Source organism: Roseococcus thiosulfatophilus, from assembly GCF_017311575.1.
Classification (GTDB): domain Bacteria; phylum Pseudomonadota; class Alphaproteobacteria; order Acetobacterales; family Acetobacteraceae; genus Roseococcus; species Roseococcus thiosulfatophilus.
This window is the reverse complement of the sequence record NZ_JAFFQY010000017.1, coordinates 15,375-31,770: the sequence shown is the minus strand read 5'-3', so window position 1 is coordinate 31,770 and position 16,396 is coordinate 15,375. Positions and strand designations below refer to the sequence as shown.

Below are 16,396 nucleotides of genomic sequence, written 5' to 3'. Positions count from 1 at the left end.
TGCAGAAGGGGCCGGCCAGGAAGCTCGACACATCCACGACGCGAACGCCGTCCAGCGGCTTTGGAGTGGTCTCGGACATGCGGTGGTTTCTCCTTGGATTCCGGGAGCTTGCGCCCGGCATTTTTGTCCGGTCAAGTCGGGCCGGAGGAAGGGCGCCCGGCCTGCGTTGGCCCCGCCCGCCCGCCGATGTATGGAAAACCCATGAGCACGGGCCCGGGACTGGACATGAACAAGCGCGAGCAGGCGGACCCCCGTCCGCGCTACCGCCAGGTGGCGGATGAATTGACGGCCCAGCTGCGCGCCGGCGTCTGGCCCGTGGGCGCCATGCTGCCCACCGAGACGGAGCTGTGCGCCACCTTCGCCGTCTCCCGCCACACGGTGCGCGAGGCGCTGCGCCTGCTGGAGGAGTCCGGGCTCGTGCAGCGCCGCCAGGGCAGCGGCACCACCGTCCTGGCGCTGGCGACACCCGACCGCTTCGTCCAGGACATCACGGACATGGCGGAGCTGCTGCAATACCCGCAGGAAACCCGACTGACCGTCCTGCGCGCCCGCAAATTCGAGGCCGATGCCGAGACCGCCGCCCAGATCGGCTGCGGCGAGGGCGAGGCCTGGGTGCGCGTCGAGGCCATCCGCCGGCTGCGCGTCACCACCGCGCCGCTGTGCTTCACCACTTTGCTGATCCGCGCCGAATATGCCGAGGCGCTGGACGATCTCGGCGTGCTGCCCGGCCCGCTCTACGCGCTGATCGAGCGGCGCTACGGCATCCAGGCCTCCCTGATCGAGGTGGACATCGCCGCCTCCGGCGTGCCGCCCCACCAGGCGGAACTGCTGGAGGTGGAACCCGGCACGCCCGCCCTGCTCATCCGCCGCCGCTATTTGGACGGGCAGGGGCGTGTCTATGAAATTTCCGAAGGCGCCCACCCCGCGCCGCGCTTCAACTACCGGGCGACGCTGAAGCGGATCCCGGAGCTTCCCTGATCCGCCGCGCCAGCGCCACCAGGCGCTGCGCCCGCTCCACGATCGGGTAGTCCACGAAACGCCCCTCCACCTGGATGGAGGCGAGGCCCCGCGCCTCGGCCTCGGCGAAGGCGGCGATGATGCGCTCGGCGCGCGCCACCTCCTCGGGCGGGGGCGAGAAGGCGGCATTGGCCACGCCCACCTGGTCCGGATGGATGCAGAGCCGGCCCTGGAAGCCCAGCGAAACCCCGCGCGCGCAGGAGGCGGCGTAGCCCTCCGCATCGCCAAGCTCGATCCAGACGGTGTCTATCGGCGGCTCCAGCCCCGAGGCGCGGCTGTGCAGGACGATGGCGGCGCGAGCGGTCTCCAGCTCTGTCTCGGCGCGCCCCCAGGCGAGGCCGAGGTCCAGCGTGTAGTCGCCCGCACCGAAGGCCAGCCGCTTCACCCGCCCGCCCAGCGCCCTGGCCTGCGCCGCCAGCTCACCCAGGCGCGAGAAGCCCAGCGCCGTCTCCAGGATGGGCATGACCTCGATGCCGCGCGGGGGCAGGCCGCGCTCGCGCTCCAGCGCGGAGAGCATCCAGTCCAGCGCCACCAGTTCCGCCCCATCCTCCAGCTTGGGCAGGACGATGCCGTCCAGCATCGGCCCCACCACGGCGTGCAGATCGGCGAAGCACCATTCGGTGCCGAAGCCGTTCACCCGCACGAAGCCGCGGCAGCGCCGGGGGCGGGCGAGTGCCGACCGCACCGCCTCGCGCGCGCCGGGCTTCGCGGCCACGGCCACCGCGTCCTCCAGGTCCAGGATGGCGGCGTCGGCGCCCACCTCCAGCACCTTTTCCGCCCGGCGGGGATGGTCGCCCGGGGCGAAGAGGAAGCTGCGGTTGGGGCCGTGCGACATGGGAACCTCTTGAAAGATCAGGTCCCATGATGTGGGGCGACGGGAGGTCGGGCAACATTGCCTTGTCCGGACCTATCGGCCGCGGGCGATACGTCCAGTCCTTGTGCCCTCCGCGTGATCCGCGCCCGTCCGATTCTGACTTTAGGTTGAGTCCCGATGGTGGCCTCGCAAGGAGGCGACCATGAACCGATCCACCCTTTCCATCATCCTGGCCGGCGGCGTGCTGCTCTCGGCCTGCGCCACGCGGCCCGAGAACGTCACCGCGCGCTATGTCAGCCCCAATACCTATCGCGCCTGGAACTGCACCCAGCTCCAGGAGGAGCGCATCCGCCTCGATGGCGAGGTCGCGCGCGTGGCCAACCTCCAGCGGGAGAATGCCAATGCGGATGCGGCGCTGCTGACGGTGGGGCTGATCGTCTTCTGGCCGGCGTTGATCGGAATGGCCGCCACGACCGATCGGCGGGAGGAACTCGGCCGGCTGCGTGGCGAGCATGATGCGGTCCAGACCGCGCTGCGGGAGCAGAACTGCGCCGTGCCGCCGCCCAGCATGGCGCCGCCGGTCGAGACCGCGGCGCCGCCGGTCGAGACCGCGGCGCCGCCGGAGTCTCCAACCCTTAGCCAAGGCCGCACGCGGAGGAGAACCAACCGCGTGCGGAAGCGGGATCAATCCGCCTGGCCGCGCCGCTGCAGCGCGATGTCCACCACGCGGTCGCCACCTTCCTCGGTGCTGGCCGGGCCCTGGGCCGCGGGCGGGCGGCGGTCGCCGGTCCAGCGGGTGTCAATGCGGTCACGGGCCACGCCCTCGCGGACCAGCGCGTCACGCACCGCCATGGCACGCTGGCGCGAGAGGCGCATGTTCGCCTGGTCGCGGCCCACGGGGTCCGCGCGGCCGATCACGGTGGCGCGCAGCGCGTTCTCGTCCCGCATGGAGGAAGCGACGTTGCGGATGGTCTCGCGGTCGCTCTCGGTCAGGCGCGTGCTGGCGGTGGCGAAGCGCACCTGGTGCCAGCGCACATCGGCCTCGGGCTGGGTGAGCGTCTGCGGCGGCGGGTTATAGGCCACCGGGGGCGCGGCGGGGCGCTGGGGCTGCGTGCCGGTCAGGCCGGCGCCGCCGCAGGCGGCGAGGCCCAGCAGCATGGCAGCGGGCAGGAGGGGGGCGAAGCGTCGCATGGTCGTCTCCAATGGTCAGAGGAAAAGGGGGGGGTCAGTAGCGGCGGCGATAGTCGCGGCGCGGCGGCGGGCGGCGCGGGTCATAGCGTGGCTGCTGCGACTGGTCGTAGAGATAGCCGCCCACGCCACCGACCCCCGCGCCCAGCACCGCGCCGAGCGCCGTGTCGCCGCTGAAGGAGCCGAGGATGCCGCCCACCGCGGCGCCGCCGGCCGCGCCGGTCAGGGTGCGCTGGGAGGTGTCATCAAGGCCCGCGCAGCCGGACAGGATCAGCCCGCCCGCCATCAAGAGGCCCATGCCCTTGGTTCGGATGTTCATCATCTCTCTCCTCACCGGCGCGGGCCGGGGCCGGGGCCGGGGCCGCGGCAGGGGAAACTCACCTGCGCCCAGCGCAGCAACCCGTCGAGCGCCGGCTCACCGGCATATCGGCGGTTGTCACGCGCCCAGGCGGCGAAGCCCACGCCCGATTCCGCGATGCTGGGCCCACGGCCCGGCACGCAGAACAGGGGCGCCCCGCGCCGCGTGATCTGGTGGAACTGCACGGCGGCCGTGATGTAGCCCTGGCAATAGGCGATGGCCTCCAGCCGCGGCACTCCGCCGCGCTGGGGGTCGCACATGCGGGCGAGGTCGCGCACCGTCTCGACATGGGTGGGCGGGTTGCCCTCCCAGCGGGGTTGCGCCGTGGCGGGTGCGGCGGCCAGCAACCCCGCCGCCGCCGCGCCCAGCGCGATGTGGCGAAGCGCCATGCTCAGATCCTCCCGAGAATGAGCAGGACCAGCAGCACGACCAGCACGACGCCGAGCACGCCCATGCTGCCATGCCCGTAGCCATAGCCGTAGCCACCGATGCGGCCCGAGAAGCCACCCAGCAGCAGGATCACCACGACGATGATCAAGATGGTACCGACTGGCATTGGCATATCCTCCCGCTGGGGCCGACCCGGCCCTGATCCTGGGCGCGCCGGTGGCGCGCTCGCGGGAAGAACGTCGCCGCAACAAGGCGGTTGCGGCTTGGGCGTGGCCGTTGGCTATCCCCCGTTGGCGATGGGGGCGGACTGGGTGGTCCTGGTGGGCCCTCCACGCCGCCCGTCGCCCAGCAGGGCGAAGGGGGCCCAGTAGAAGGGATGGGCCAGGCTCGGCCGCCCCGGCTGGTCCGTCAGCAGGGCGAGTTGGGCGGCACGCAGCGCGGCGGCACTCGGCGTGCCCTGGCTCTGGGCCGAGAGCATCACCGGCACGATGAACTGCGCCGCCGCGTCCGAGGCCAGCCAATGCGTCGCCAGCAGACCGCGCGCGCCCGCCACGAAGAAGGCGCGCGCCAGCCCCGACAGCGCCTCGGCCGCCTGGGCGGCGCCCTCCACCGTTCCCGCGCCCGCCGTGTTGCAGGCCGAGAGGATGGCGAGGTCCGCATCCATCCGCAGGCCCATGATGGCGCTGGCCGGCACGAAGCTGCCCGCGGCATCGGCCGCGCCGGGCGGGTTCGAGACCATCACCGCAGGCTCGGTCAGGCAGGCGAGGTCACCGGGCAGCAGCCCGTGGGTGGCGAAATGCACGATGCGATACTGGCCGAGCCCCGCCCCCGCCACGGCGGCGGCGGTGAAGTCGCGGCCCAGCACCTGCGTGGCCCCGGCCCCCATGATCGAGGCCGCGACCCGCACCTCGCCCAGCGTGCCCGGCAGGCGGCCTAGGCCGCGCGCCACGGCCGCATCCTCGCCGCAGGTGGCGGCGGGGAAGCTCGCGCGCAGCTGCGCCTCGGCGGGCGGCAGGAAATCCCCGAAGCCGATATAGGGGCGCGGGGCCGCGCTGGCCGGCGAGGCCTCGCGCAGCCGCACCAGCGCCTGCACCGAGGGCGCGTGGACGATGGCGTGGCGGCGGATCAGCCAGGGCGCGGCCGAGAGGTTGGCAGGGTCGGCCGGGCCGGTCAGCAGCATGGCGAAGGGCAGGGCGAGCAATGGCCCGTCCGGCACCACCACCAGCGTGCCCGTGCCTTCCAGATAGGCATCGAGGGGGCCGAGCAACGCGGCATGCAGCGCCGCCGCCGCCGCCGTGTCGAAGGCGGGAAGGCGGCCGCCCTGCGGCCCCTCGCCATCCACCGCCGCCCGCGTGGCGGCGACCAGGCGCCCGGCCTCGGCCATGGTGAGGGAGAGCCGCGCCAGCGCCGCCGGCCGGCCCGGCCGCAGCGCCAGGGCATAGGAATGCCGGGGGCCCAGGAGGAACTGCACCATGGCCTCGCCCTGGCCCAGCACGGCCAGCGCGGCCTCCGCCGACACCGCCTCGTCGCGGAGCTGGCGGAAGCCCGGGGCCGCGGCCAGCGCCTCGGCCTCCGCCTCCTCGCGCGCCGCGCGCTGGGCGGCGATGCGCTGGTCGAGCGCGCCGGCCGGGCGGCCCGCCGCCAGCAGCAGGTCGCGCTCGGTCAGCAGGGCGCGGAGCTGGATGTCGGCATCCTCGCGCCGGCGCACCGCCGCCGCCACCGCCTGGTTGCCGTCGGCGGCGGCCAGGCGCGCGCTGGCCTGCGCCAGGAAGCGCGCCGTCTCGTTGCGCCGCGCGAGCTGGGCGGCGGCGAAGGCCTCGGCCCGCAGGGCGGGCGCCTCCGCCGGGCGGGACCGGGCCCGCGCGTCCAGCGCGTCGAGGTAGGGGATGAGGTCGGCCACGGCCACGCCGATCTGCCGCTCGCGCAACAGCGCGGCCCCCTGGCGGAAGGCGGCCAGCGCCTCCTCCGTGCGCCCGGCCGCCACCCACTCCCGGCCGGCGAGGAAGAGGGTGGAAGCCACCGGCCGCTCGCCCGGCAGGGTGGCGGCCAGCCGTGCGCTCGCCTGCGCCAGCAGCTGGGCGGCGGGCAGGCTTTGCCCCGCGCGCGTCAGCAGCGCGCCTTCGGTGCGCAGCCGCCTTCCCTCGAGCGTGGCGGGCGCGAGCCCGGCCGCCCGCAGCACCGCGCCACTGCGCCGCACTCCCTCGCGCGAGGCCGCGTCATCCCCGCGCCGCGAGGCGATGACGCCGCGGTAGCGGATGCTCTCCGCAAGGCCCAGCACGGCGTTCTGCGCCTGCGGTTCCATCAGTTCGGGCATAAGCCCGCCATCGGCCGGGGTGCCGGCGCGCACACGGGCGGGCACCAGCGCGGCAAACCCGGCCTCGGCGGCGGCGAAGCCCGCCTCGGCCTCCGCGAGGTCGCCGCGGTTCAGCGCGTGCATGGCCCGATACTGCGCGAGCCGGGGCGCGGCCGTGCGGTCGGGCGCGCCGGGCAGCAGGGCCTCGGCGCGCGCGAAGAGGCGGTCGGCCTCCTGCACGCGCCCCTGGTTGGAGAGGTTCAGCGCGATGTGCATGATGGGCGTGGCGAGGCTCGGGTCCTGGTCGGTGCCCAGCGCCGCCACCCGCACCGCCAGCGCCTGGCGATAGGCGTCCTCGGCGGCGGCGAAGTTCTCGGCCTGGTTCAGCTCCCGCCCCAGCAGCATCATGCGCTCGTACAGCGCCTCGTCCGCCGCGCCGGTGCGGTCCGCGGCCAGGCGCGCCACCGCGATCTGCAAGGCGCCGGAGCGCGCCACGGCCCCGCCGGTGGCCGTGGCCCCCGTCGCCACCTGCTCGATGGGCGGGATGGCGGCGGGAATGCCGTCGGCCAGCACCAGCCCGCCCGGCGCCTCGATGGCCAGCGCCACATGCGCGGCCCCGCTGGAGCGCCTCCGGCAGGCCAGCAGCAGCGCCGGCGCCCCGCCGGCCACGGTGGTGGCCACCGGCGCATCGCAGGCGAAGCGCTGCTCAAGCCAGCCCCGCCAGGCGCCCCCGCCCGCCGCCTGCGACGCGGAGAGCCCCTCGCCCATCCGGTAGATGCGCGCGGAGGGCTGGGTCCAGCCGCCGCAGAAGACCTCCTCCGCGCGGCGCACGGGCGCATCCAGGGCGGGCGCCTGCGCCGCCTGGGCGAAGCAGGTCTCGCCGCGCGCATTGGCCGCGACGGGGCGCGTCTCGAGGGCGGCGCGGTCACGGACCAGGGGCGCATAGGCCTCGGGCGGCGGCGTCGCGCAGGCGCCGAGCAAGGCCGCGCCCAGCAGCGCGGCGGGGGTCAGCGCGGCGAAGGGGCGCATCGCTCAGTAATCCTCATCGGCGACGTTGGGCAGCAGCACGTCCGATTCATCCAGGCGTGGCAGGGGGTTCATCAGCACCAGCGTGTTCGCCTGGGGCACCGGGGGCAGGGTGAAGCTGACGGGCGCCACGCAGTTCACGGTCGAGATCACGCAGTCGTTGAAGCGGTATTGGCTCAGCCCGAGCGCATCGGGACCGAGGCCGCGCCCGGCACCGGCGAGCTGCCCCAGCCGCGCCACGCCCACCCCGCCGATCCCGCCGAGCTCGCCCAGCAGCTCGAAGGCGCGGCCGGTGGCGAGCGGGGTGCCGGGCCGGCCGAACACGCCGAGGCGCCCCGCCTGCAGCCGCCCGGTGGCCGTCCCGCCATCGAGCAGCACGAAGACGGGCAGCTGCCCCGCGTTCATGTTGAAGGCGATGTTCCCGGCCGGCGCGGAACTGGGCGTGGCCGGGCTGCCGTCATCGGCCCCGAAAAGCAGCTGGCCGGGCTGGTTCAGCGTCCCGGCCACCTGCCAGCGCTGGCTGGTGGGCGCCACGCCCGGCTGGTCCGCGGTGGCGGGCGTCAGGGCATCGGGCAGGCGCACCACCGCCACGCCGCGGCGGGTGTCCAGGATGACCAGCGGTGCGCGGGACGGGTCGAGCGCGCCCACCTGCGTCGGTGCCTCGCCCGCCTGGCCGATCCCGCCCGGGGCTGTCAGCAGCAGCCCCGTGCCGATGGCGAAGGCGCTGCCCGCGGTGGTGAGGCTGCCGCCGGAAATCAGCTCCGCCCGCTCGGCGCGCAGCGTGCCGTCCGTGACCGACATGTCGGCCCCCGACTCGAGCCGCAGCGGCTGGAACTCGGCGGGCGTCGCGGCGGGTGCCGTGCTGGCGCCGAGCGCCACGCCGGAGAGACGCATCCCACCGCCCGAACGCAGCAGCAGGCCGAGCCCGGCCTGCATGGCCCCGCCCGTGACGCCGAGCGTCCCGCCGGCGTCGAGGTGGATCGCGCCGCCCGCGGCCAGCGTGCTGGGATTCATCACCACGTCGCCCGCCGCCTGGAGGTCCACTCCCTGGCCGGCGGTGAGGGAGGTGTTGCGAAGGCTCACCCCCCCGGAGGAGGCGAGGGTGATGCCCCCTGCCTCGGCCCGCGCCACCACGTCCTGCAGGCTGACCCCCGCGGCCCCGGCCGTGAGGCCGAGCGACTGCCCGGCCGTCAGGCTGCCGCCGCCAAGGGCAAGGCCCGTGCCCGCCGTCAGGGTCATGGCCCCGCCCGCGCTGAGCGTGGCCAGCGGTGCCTCCAGCGCCCCGCCCGCCTCCAGCGTCAGGGCACCCCCGCTGGCGGCGGAGAACCCCGCGCCCAACGTCATCGCGCTCCCGGCCCGCGCCTCCAGGGCGCCGGCCGAGCCGAGTGTCGTGCCGCCCAGGGCCATGGCGTCGCCCGCCACCAGCAGGAGGTCCGCGCCCGCGCTGAGCGGCGCGTCCAGCAGCAGGGTGGTGCCGGCGTCCAGCCTGACATCACCGCCCGCCGAGGCGCCCCCGCGCATCACCATTCCCGCGCCCGACCGCGCCAACAGCCCGCCACCCGCGAAGAGCCCCCCGCCGCGCAGCTCGAAGGCCCCGCCCGCCAGCGCCGTCAGCGCGCCGCCCGCCTGCGCGGTGACGTCGCCCAGCTCCAGTGTGCCTGGCGCCGTAAGCACCATGTCGCCCCCGGCCGTGAGGCTGGCCTGCGGGGCCACAAGGGCGCCGCCCGTCTCCAGCGTCAGGGCGGCGCCGGCGACGACGGAAACCCCGGGGTCCAGCGACAGCGTGCCATCGGGCACCACCAGCGCCATGTCGCCCCCCGTGGCCTGGAGGTTGCCCCGCAGCGCCACGGGCCCGCCCGCCACGTGCAGATCGACGCGGCGCCCGGCGGTGATGGCGAAGAGCTCGGGCGTCGTCACCCGCCAGTCCAGGTCGCGCCCGATGGTAAGGGCGGCGCCCGCATCGCCCAGGCTGGCCGCCTGCGCGGTGCCGCCGGTCTGCAGCGCGTCGCGTCCGGCCATGAGGCGCAGCGCCCCGCCGGCCAGCAGGCTGCCGCCCGACTGCAGCACATCCTGCCCCGCCGACAGTTCCAGGCCGCCTCCGGCTTGAACCGACCCGGCGGTGAGGGCGAGGTCGCCCGCGGCGTGGAGGCGCGCGGCCCCGTCCGCCTCGATGGCCCCGGCATTGCTCAGCCCGCCCTGGGTCGTCTGGAGTGCGAGGTCGCCGCCCCTTGTGGTGCCCAGCACCAGCGCCCCCCCGCTGGGGGCGGGCGTGCCCGCCAGCGCCGCGGCCCGGGCATCGGGCATGGCCAGGTTGAGCGCGATCTGCCCCGTCCCGTTTTCGATCCGCGCCCCGGCCTGGTTGACCAGGCTCGGGACGGTCGCGCCCTCGGTCACGAGCAGGCCCTGGTTCAGTATTCCCCCGCCCTGAATCTCCGTGGCGGCGAGCAGGCTGTAGTTGCTGAAGCCGCCCCTGATCGTCCCGGCGACCAGGGTGCCGGCATTGAAGAGACCGCTGACAATCTCGTCCGCCGCCAACAGGCCGGTATTGACGAGGCCGTCACTCGCATGGATGTGGTGCGCGCGCAGCTCGCCGCCGACGGCGTTGTTCAAGTAACCCCGGCCCGCGAAGATGCTGCCCGCGACGATCAGCCCGCTATTTCTCACTCCGTGCTGCGCTTGGATCGTGGAGGTGTCGGCAGGATTGCAGCCGCAGCCCAGGATGATCGTGCCGGTGTTCTCGAACGAGCCCATGAGGCCGCTCTGGACGGTGCCGCCCGAGAGGTCCTGCGCGTAGATCCCTCCCTCGTTGATTACGCCCACGCCAACGACGGAGACCGTGCCGGCTTCGGCGGTCACCCAGCGGTTCTGCGGGATCCTGATGGTGTTATAGGCGACAAACAGGCGCAGCCCCCCGCTGCCCGAGGCCAGCACCGATCCCTCGACATCGAATGTCCCACCCCCACCCAAGGAGCGGAACTCCAGCCGGTCGGGCTGCCGCGCCAGCGGGTCCGAGTTGCGCGTCCCGCCCCAGAGCGAGATCAGGCTGGGGGCCACGCCATTCACCGTGCCCACATCGGTCAGCGGCGCGAGGCGCTCTACCGAATTGTCGCCGTCCAGCACGAGGTCGCGCCCCGCCACGGCGCCGAGATCACGGACCCGGATGCCGCCCGAGCCCGTGATGGACCCGTCCGCGTAGAGTTCCAGCGCCCCCAGCCGGTGGGACAGGTCCACGGCGCCCGGCACGGCGATGTCGCCCACCGTGTTTCCGTCCAGCGCGCCGATGCGCAGCACGGAGGCGGGGTCGGTCCGCCCATCCGCGCCCGAGCCGCCGATCCCCCACAGCTCCGCCCAGGTGAGGGAGAGGGTGCCCGCCCCGTCATCGCCCAGCGTCACGCCGCGCCCGGTGGTGAAGGGCATGAGGCGCACCGCGCCAGCCGGCGCCACCAGCGTCATGCCCCCCGCGACGGCGCCCAGCGCCATGTCATCGGCGATGAGGGTCAACGACCGGCCGCCGCCCACCGTGATGCTGTTGTCCACGGTCAGCACGCCGGCCGGCCCCGGGCCCGCGCCCGGCGCCACGCGCAGCACCGCGTCACCCCCGGCGCTGACCGGCGCCTCCACCGCCAGGCTGCGCCAGGTGGACAGGGTCAGGTTCCCGCTGGCCCGCAGCCCGTCCTGGGTGCGCTCCGCGCCGGGGGTGAGCAGGGTGCCAGCCTCCGTGCCGGCGATGATGCGGTCTATCGCGTTGCCGCTGGCCGCACCTGGTGCCGCGCCGTCATGCAGCAGCACATCGCCGCCGAGGCCGCGCGCGGCGAGACCCGCGACGTTCACGCGCGTGCCCGCATCCTGCGTGATGCCCCCGCCGGAGACGAGTTCGAGGGCGGCAACGCGCGCCCCGCCGATGGCGGCGGTGAGGCTCGCGGCGTCGCTGGGCCCGACATCCTGGCGCAGCAGCACATCGCCGGTGATGGTGATGGCGCCGGCCGCGTCCCCGCCGATGCGAAGGCGCTGCGCCGCGTCGGTCGCGCCATTGGCGCCCGTGCCGCCGATGCGCGCCAGCTCCGCGCTGGTGAGCGAGAGGGTGCCGGCGACCTCGGTTCCCAGCGTGATGGCGCGCCCCGTCGTAAGCGCCTGCAGCCGCACCGTGCCGCCGGGCGCCACCAGCGTCATGCCGCCCGCGACGGCATTGAGCGCCATGTCGTCCGCGAGCAGGGTCAGGCTGCGCGTCGCCCCCACCCGGATGGGCGCATCCACCACGAGGCCGCCACCCTCCACGCGCAGCAGCGCATCGGTGCCGGCGCGGATGCCGCCCCCGGCCTCCACCGTCAGCGTGGTGGCCTGGGTCGTGAGGCGCACCTCGCCCGTCGCGGTGCCGATGCCGAAGGCGCCCATGGCGGGGGCGTCGGGGAAGGCGGGCAGGCTGCCGGGCGAGACGCCGATCCGCGCGAAGCTGTTGCCCGCCTGGTCAAGCCGGATCAGCCCCTCGGCGCGCGCGGTCAGGCCCGGCGCGGTGATGGTGCCGCCGGTCTGCGTGATGTCGCCCGCCGCCGCGATGAAGTGCAGCGTGCCGCCGCCGGGCAGCGAGAGGCTGTCCGGCGCCGCCACCCAGGCGCCGCCGGCCTGGGTGATGTCGCCCGTCTCGGCGCGGATGGTGGCCGTGGCGCCGAGCGTCTCCGTCACGGTGGCGGGTGGCGTCGCGGGCGCGGCGGCGCCGGTCAGGGCGCCCGTGCGCGCCTGCGCGGAGGTCAGGCTGAATTCGGCGGTGGCGGTGCCGCCGCCCGCGCCCATGCTGCCGCCGTTCTGCAGCACGCTACCCTGGGCCTCGATGGCGGTGCCCAGCATGACGCCCGCATTGGCGATGTCGCCCGCGGTGGCGCGGATGGTGCCGCCCAGGATGCGCCCCCCGGCCTGGTTCTCGATGGAATCGGCCGTGACGTCGCCGATGATGGTGCCCGTGTTGACCAGCGCGCCGGCCACGGTCCGGTCGCCCACGAAGACGGTCCCGAACTGTCCGGCGATGCCCGTGCCGGTGATGAGGGCGCCGGCATTGTCCGTGATACCCGCGATGGTCCGCGCCACCATCAGGCCGTTGTTGGTGGCGATGCCCGAGATGCGCGTGCCATCCGGCGCGGGCGTGGCGTCGAGGCCGAGCGCGATGGTGCCGTTGTTGGTGCCGCCGCCGGCCAGGACGTAGGAATCCGGCCCGCCCGCGTTCAGCGCGATGGGCGCCGCGACCAGGGTGCCGTTGTTGGTGAGGCTGCCCGTCACATTGACCTGCAAGGTCCCGGCCTCGGCGGCGATCCAGCGGTTGGCGTTCACCGTCAGGTCACCCGTCTGCGTCAGCACGAGGCCGCCGCTGCCCGAGGCCAGCACCGAGCCGGCCACCGTCAGCGCGGGTGCGGTGTTGCGGAACTCCACCCGGTCCGTCTCGCGCGCCGGGGCCAGGCCCAGCGGGTCCGAATTGCGCGTGCCGCCCCAGAGCGACACCGCCCCGAGCGCCTGGCCATTCACCAGCGTCGTGTCGGTGATGCCGGCGAGGCGCGCCACGGCATTGGCGCCGTCCAGCACGAGGTTCCCCCCCGCCACCGCGCCGAAATCGCCCACCGTGATGGCGCCCGCGCCCGTGAGGTCGCCGCCCGCGAAGATCTCCAGCGCCAGCACGCGCCCGCCGAGGTCCACATCGCCCGCCACCGTGACGTCGCCCGCCCGGATGTCGCCCGACGGCCCGGCGCCGATGCGCAGCACCGTGGCGGGGTTGGTGGTCCCGTCCACGCCTGCGCCGCCGATGGCGGCAAGCTCGGCGGTGGAGAGCGAGAGCGTGCCCGCCACCTCGCCCCCCAGCGTGATGGCGCGCCCCGCCGTGAAGGGCAGCAGCCGCACGGACCCGCCCGGCACGATCAGCGCGGGCGCGCCCGTCGCGATGGCCATGTTGTCGGCCAGCATCGTGAGCTGCCCGGCCGAGATGTCGTTCGCCACCTCCAGCAGCAGCCCCGCCCCGGCCAGCGTGATGCCGACGGCGCCCCCGCCCGTGCCGCCCAGGGCGTCAATGCGCGTCACGCGCAGGTTGGCGGCGTTGCGGAACGCGATGTCGCCGCCATCGGTGCGTGCGTTCAGGCGGACGGCCTGGTTGTCGCCCGAGAGGTTCACGCTGCCCGCGCGCGAGAGGATGTCGCCATCGCCGCGCGCCACCAGGTTGCTGGTGGTGATGACGCCGATGCCCAGGATGCCGCCCGGCGTCTCCAGGTTCACGGGGTTCGCGCCCGCGTTCACCGCGGCGTCCACCGCGATGGTCGTGCCCGTGGCGGAGGTGGCGCGCAGCGTCAGCTCGCCCGTGGTGCGGGTCAGGTCCGCCAGCACCTGCACGGCCTGGGAGGCCACCAGGCGCAGATGCCCGGTGCCGAGGAAGGTGGCGAGCTCGGCCGGGTTGAACGCCGTGGCGCCGGGGCCGCCCAGCCCGATGGTGATGCGGCCGGGACTCAGCCGGTTGAATTCCACCAGGCCCGATGCGCCCGCGCTCATGTTCGCGGCCAGCGTCAGCACATCGGCCGTCATCACGATGGAGCGCGCATCGGCCGCCGTGACGGTCCCGCCCGCGCCCTGCACGATCCGGCCGTCGGCCGCGGTGGTGGCGAGGGTGATGTGGCCCTGGGCGAAGTCCAGCGGCGGCGCGACGCTGAGCACCGGGCCCAGGAGGCTGAGCTCCGCGCCCGCCTGGAGGCGGATGCTGCCGCCCTGCACATGGCCATCCGCGCGCACCAGCACCACGCTGTCGGCATTGGTGGCGACGAGTTCCACCGCGCCGCCCGCATCGCCCGCGCCCAGGCCGGCGCCCGTGCGCGCATTGGCCTGCAGCACGTCGAAGCCCTTGGTCTGTACGAAGGCCAGCGCCGCGTTGTCCGTGCGCGCGTCGAGCCTGGCGATGACGTTGGTGCCGCTGATGTCCAGCCCGCCCGCGCGGCCATCCGTCAGGTCGAGCGCGGCGTCGCGCACGGTCAGGGTGCCCGCGACCACGCCGCCGCCCGAGATGATCCCGCCCGAGCCCAGGGTGACATCGCCCTCGCCCGCATCGGCCTGCACCACCGCGAAGCCGCCCGCCTGCGCGAAGGTCAGCGCCGCATCGGCCGTGCGCGCGTCGAGCCGCGCCACGGCATTGGTCCCCGTGAGAGCCAGCCCGCCCGCGCGGCTTGTGCCCAGCGCCGCGCCACGGATGACGAGGTCGCCCGCCGTGACGTTGCCGCCCGAGATCAGCCCGTCCGAGCCCAGCTCCGCGACCCCGCCCGCGCCCACCTCCATCCGGGTCACGACCAGCGGGGCCACCTGCGCGAAGGAGACGAAGGCGTCGAGGCCCCGCACGTCCAGCGCCCCCACGTCATGCGTGCCCGTCAGGTTCAACCCCTGCGCGGCCGAGGCGTCGGTCCCGTCGAAGCCGCGCACGCGCAGCGTGCCGGGCGTGGTGACGCCGCCCGTGCCCGTGATGCCGAAGGTGGCGTTCAGGTTCACGCCGCCACTCGCCGACAGGTTGGCGTTGACCACGATGTCGCTGTTGGAGGTGAGCGTCAGGCTGCCCGTCAGCACGGAGATGGGGGCGGAGACCTCGATGCCCGTGCCGCCGAAATTCGTCGTCCGCAGCGTCAGGGAATTGGCGGGCATGGTGATGGCGCTCGCCACTACCAGGCTGTCCTGCGCCTCCAGCGTCACATTGCCGGCGAAGCCCGCGATGTCGGCCGGGGTGATGATGATGGTGGTGGGGTCGCCGCCCGCGCCATCGGTGGTGAAGCCGCCGCCCGCCAGGGCGCCGTCCTGTTCGGTGGCGTCGGCCGCCGGCGTGTCGCGCACGATGATGTTGCGCGGGTCTATCAGCAGCGTCCCCGCGGCCCCACCCGGCCCCGCGCCCACATCCACCCGCGCGAAGTTCAGCGTCAGGCCCTGCATGCCCGAGACCTCGACGAAGCCGCCATCGCCGCCCTGCGGGCCGCCGCGCGCCGAAAGCTGCGCCGCCATCGCCGTGCGCTCGGCGCTGTTCACGACGATGACGCCGCCCGGCCCGGCCTCGGTCGCGTCCGCGCGCACCGTGGCGCCCGCCTCCAGCAGCGTCTCGCGCGCCATGGTCTGCGCGCGGCCGAGGCCGGTGGTGCCGACCAGCGCCTCGCCGCCGCCGGCAGCGCCGGAGGCATCCACCGTGGCACCCGCCGCCACCGTCACGCGCTCGGTCGCCTGCACGGCCACGCGGCCGCCGCGCGCGTTCGGCCCCGTGCCGCGTGCGGCGACCCGGCCCTCGACGCGCGTGCGCGCCGTGCCATTGCCGCCCACCCGCACCTGGCCGCCGCCCGTGGCACCGGAGGCCGAGACGCGCGCGCCCGCCGCCACCGTCACCCCCGCGCCGGGGGCCGTGATGTCCACCCGCCCGCCCGGCGCCGTCACCGCGCCGGCCGCGATGGCGACCTCGCCGCCCCGGCCTTCGATGGCCACGCGCGCGCCCGTCACCTGGCCCGTGTTGCGGACGACCTGTTCGACAAGGCCGCTCGCCGCCTGCGCGGTGAGGATGACCTGCCCGCCCTCGGCCGCGATCACGCCCGAATTGGTCACCAGCGCCGTGCCGCCGCCGGGCGCCTGGCGCACCGCCTGCGTCACCTCGATGGACAGCAGCCCATCGCCCGCGAGGTCGAGGCGATAGGTTTCGGCCCCCGCCACGATGGCCGTGCCCAGCCGCGCGCGGATGGCGCCCTGGTTGGCCGCGCCGGGCGCCACCAGGGCGGCGAGGCCACGCTCGGCCACCGTGATCTGGCCGCGGTTCTCCACGCGCGCGCCCGGGTTGGGCGTGCCGTCGAAGACCATCCGCCCGGCCATGAAGTTCTGGTTCGTGATGCCCGCCGCGCTCGCCACCAGCGAGCCGACATTCACCTGCGCGCCCTCCGCGAAGACCACGCCCGAGGGGTTCACGATGGCGACCCCGCCATTGGCGGTGATGCGCCCCGCGATCATGGAGGGGTCGGGCGTGTTCACCCGGTTCAGCGTCCAGGCATTCTGGCTGGGCTGGGTGAAGTTGACCGTGGCGTCGCGCCCCACGTCGAAGCGCTGCCAGTCGATCACCGCGCGGTCGCTGCCCTGGGTGATCTGCGTGCGGGTGCCCTGCTGCTGGATTTGCGCCTGGCCGGCCGTGACCCGGCCGCCCGTGGGCACGGCGGTGGGCGCCTGGGCCTGGGCGGGGGCCGGCAGGCCCAGCGGCAGCAGGGCGGTGGTGCCCAGCAGCAGCAGGCGGGGAGAGGCCCAGGCCGTCATCCGCGGGCCCTTATGCGCCATGCTCTGCTTC

At 75.0% G+C, this 16,396-nt stretch carries 8 protein-coding genes; 1 reads left to right on the top strand and 7 read right to left on the bottom strand.

Features of this window, described 5'->3' with window-relative positions:
- The first annotated feature begins 201 nt into the window (after window positions 1–201).
- On the top strand, window positions 202–978 hold the full coding sequence (locus JTN19_RS08580; protein WP_206931502.1) for a GntR family transcriptional regulator: 777 nt from the start codon (window positions 202–204) through the stop codon (window positions 976–978).
- Here the strand turns inward: JTN19_RS08580 and JTN19_RS08575 are convergent.
- The 7 genes from JTN19_RS08575 to JTN19_RS08545 form a co-directional block, all read right to left on the bottom strand.
- Window positions 935–1,852, bottom strand: coding sequence for an HpcH/HpaI aldolase/citrate lyase family protein (locus JTN19_RS08575; protein ID WP_206931501.1), 918 nt, complete (start codon window positions 1,850–1,852; stop codon window positions 935–937). The two genes, JTN19_RS08580 and JTN19_RS08575, sit on opposite strands and share 44 nt — an antisense overlap.
- A gap of 663 nt (window positions 1,853–2,515) precedes the next feature.
- On the bottom strand, window positions 2,516–3,022 hold the full coding sequence (locus JTN19_RS08570) for an OmpA family protein (protein ID WP_206931500.1): 507 nt from the start codon (window positions 3,020–3,022) through the stop codon (window positions 2,516–2,518).
- A 34-nt stretch (window positions 3,023–3,056) separates the two neighbouring features.
- Window positions 3,057–3,338: a glycine zipper domain-containing protein gene (locus tag JTN19_RS08565; protein ID WP_206931499.1), complete on the bottom strand. Its 282-nt coding sequence runs from the start codon at window positions 3,336–3,338 to the stop codon at window positions 3,057–3,059.
- Window positions 3,339–3,349: 11 nt separating this feature from the next.
- A complete protein-coding gene (locus tag JTN19_RS08560) occupies window positions 3,350–3,766 on the bottom strand; it encodes a Rap1a/Tai family immunity protein (RefSeq protein WP_206931498.1) in 417 nt (138 codons plus the stop codon).
- Between the two features lie 2 nt (window positions 3,767–3,768).
- Window positions 3,769–3,933: a DUF3309 family protein gene (locus tag JTN19_RS08555; RefSeq protein ID WP_184383574.1), complete on the bottom strand. Its 165-nt coding sequence runs from the start codon at window positions 3,931–3,933 to the stop codon at window positions 3,769–3,771.
- Between the two features lie 114 nt (window positions 3,934–4,047).
- Window positions 4,048–7,089 carry a CHAT domain-containing tetratricopeptide repeat protein gene (locus JTN19_RS08550; RefSeq protein ID WP_206931497.1) on the bottom strand — a complete coding sequence of 1,014 codons (3,042 nt, stop codon included), beginning with the start codon at window positions 7,087–7,089 and terminating at the stop codon, window positions 4,048–4,050.
- Between the two features lie 3 nt (window positions 7,090–7,092).
- Window positions 7,093–16,386 carry a two-partner secretion domain-containing protein gene (locus JTN19_RS08545; protein WP_206931496.1) on the bottom strand — a complete coding sequence of 3,098 codons (9,294 nt, stop codon included), beginning with the start codon at window positions 16,384–16,386 and terminating at the stop codon, window positions 7,093–7,095.
- Window positions 16,387–16,396: the final 10 nt, after the last annotated feature.

What these genes read in the sequence shown, in the direction of transcription:
- JTN19_RS08575 (WP_206931501.1), bottom strand. Translation starts at nt 1,852, where the DNA reads ATGTCGCACGGCCCCAACCGCAGCTTCCTCTTCGCCCCGGGCGACCAT.
- JTN19_RS08550 (WP_206931497.1), bottom strand. Translation starts at nt 7,089, where the DNA reads ATGCGCCCCTTCGCCGCGCTGACCCCCGCCGCGCTGCTGGGCGCGGCC.
- JTN19_RS08580 (WP_206931502.1), top strand. Translation starts at nt 202, where the DNA reads ATGAGCACGGGCCCGGGACTGGACATGAACAAGCGCGAGCAGGCGGAC.
- JTN19_RS08565 (WP_206931499.1), bottom strand. Translation starts at nt 3,338, where the DNA reads ATGAACATCCGAACCAAGGGCATGGGCCTCTTGATGGCGGGCGGGCTG.
- JTN19_RS08570 (WP_206931500.1), bottom strand. Translation starts at nt 3,022, where the DNA reads ATGCGACGCTTCGCCCCCCTCCTGCCCGCTGCCATGCTGCTGGGCCTC.
- JTN19_RS08560 (WP_206931498.1), bottom strand. Translation starts at nt 3,766, where the DNA reads ATGGCGCTTCGCCACATCGCGCTGGGCGCGGCGGCGGCGGGGTTGCTG.
- JTN19_RS08545 (WP_206931496.1), bottom strand. Translation starts at nt 16,386, where the DNA reads ATGGCGCATAAGGGCCCGCGGATGACGGCCTGGGCCTCTCCCCGCCTG.
- JTN19_RS08555 (WP_184383574.1), bottom strand. Translation starts at nt 3,933, where the DNA reads ATGCCAGTCGGTACCATCTTGATCATCGTCGTGGTGATCCTGCTGCTG.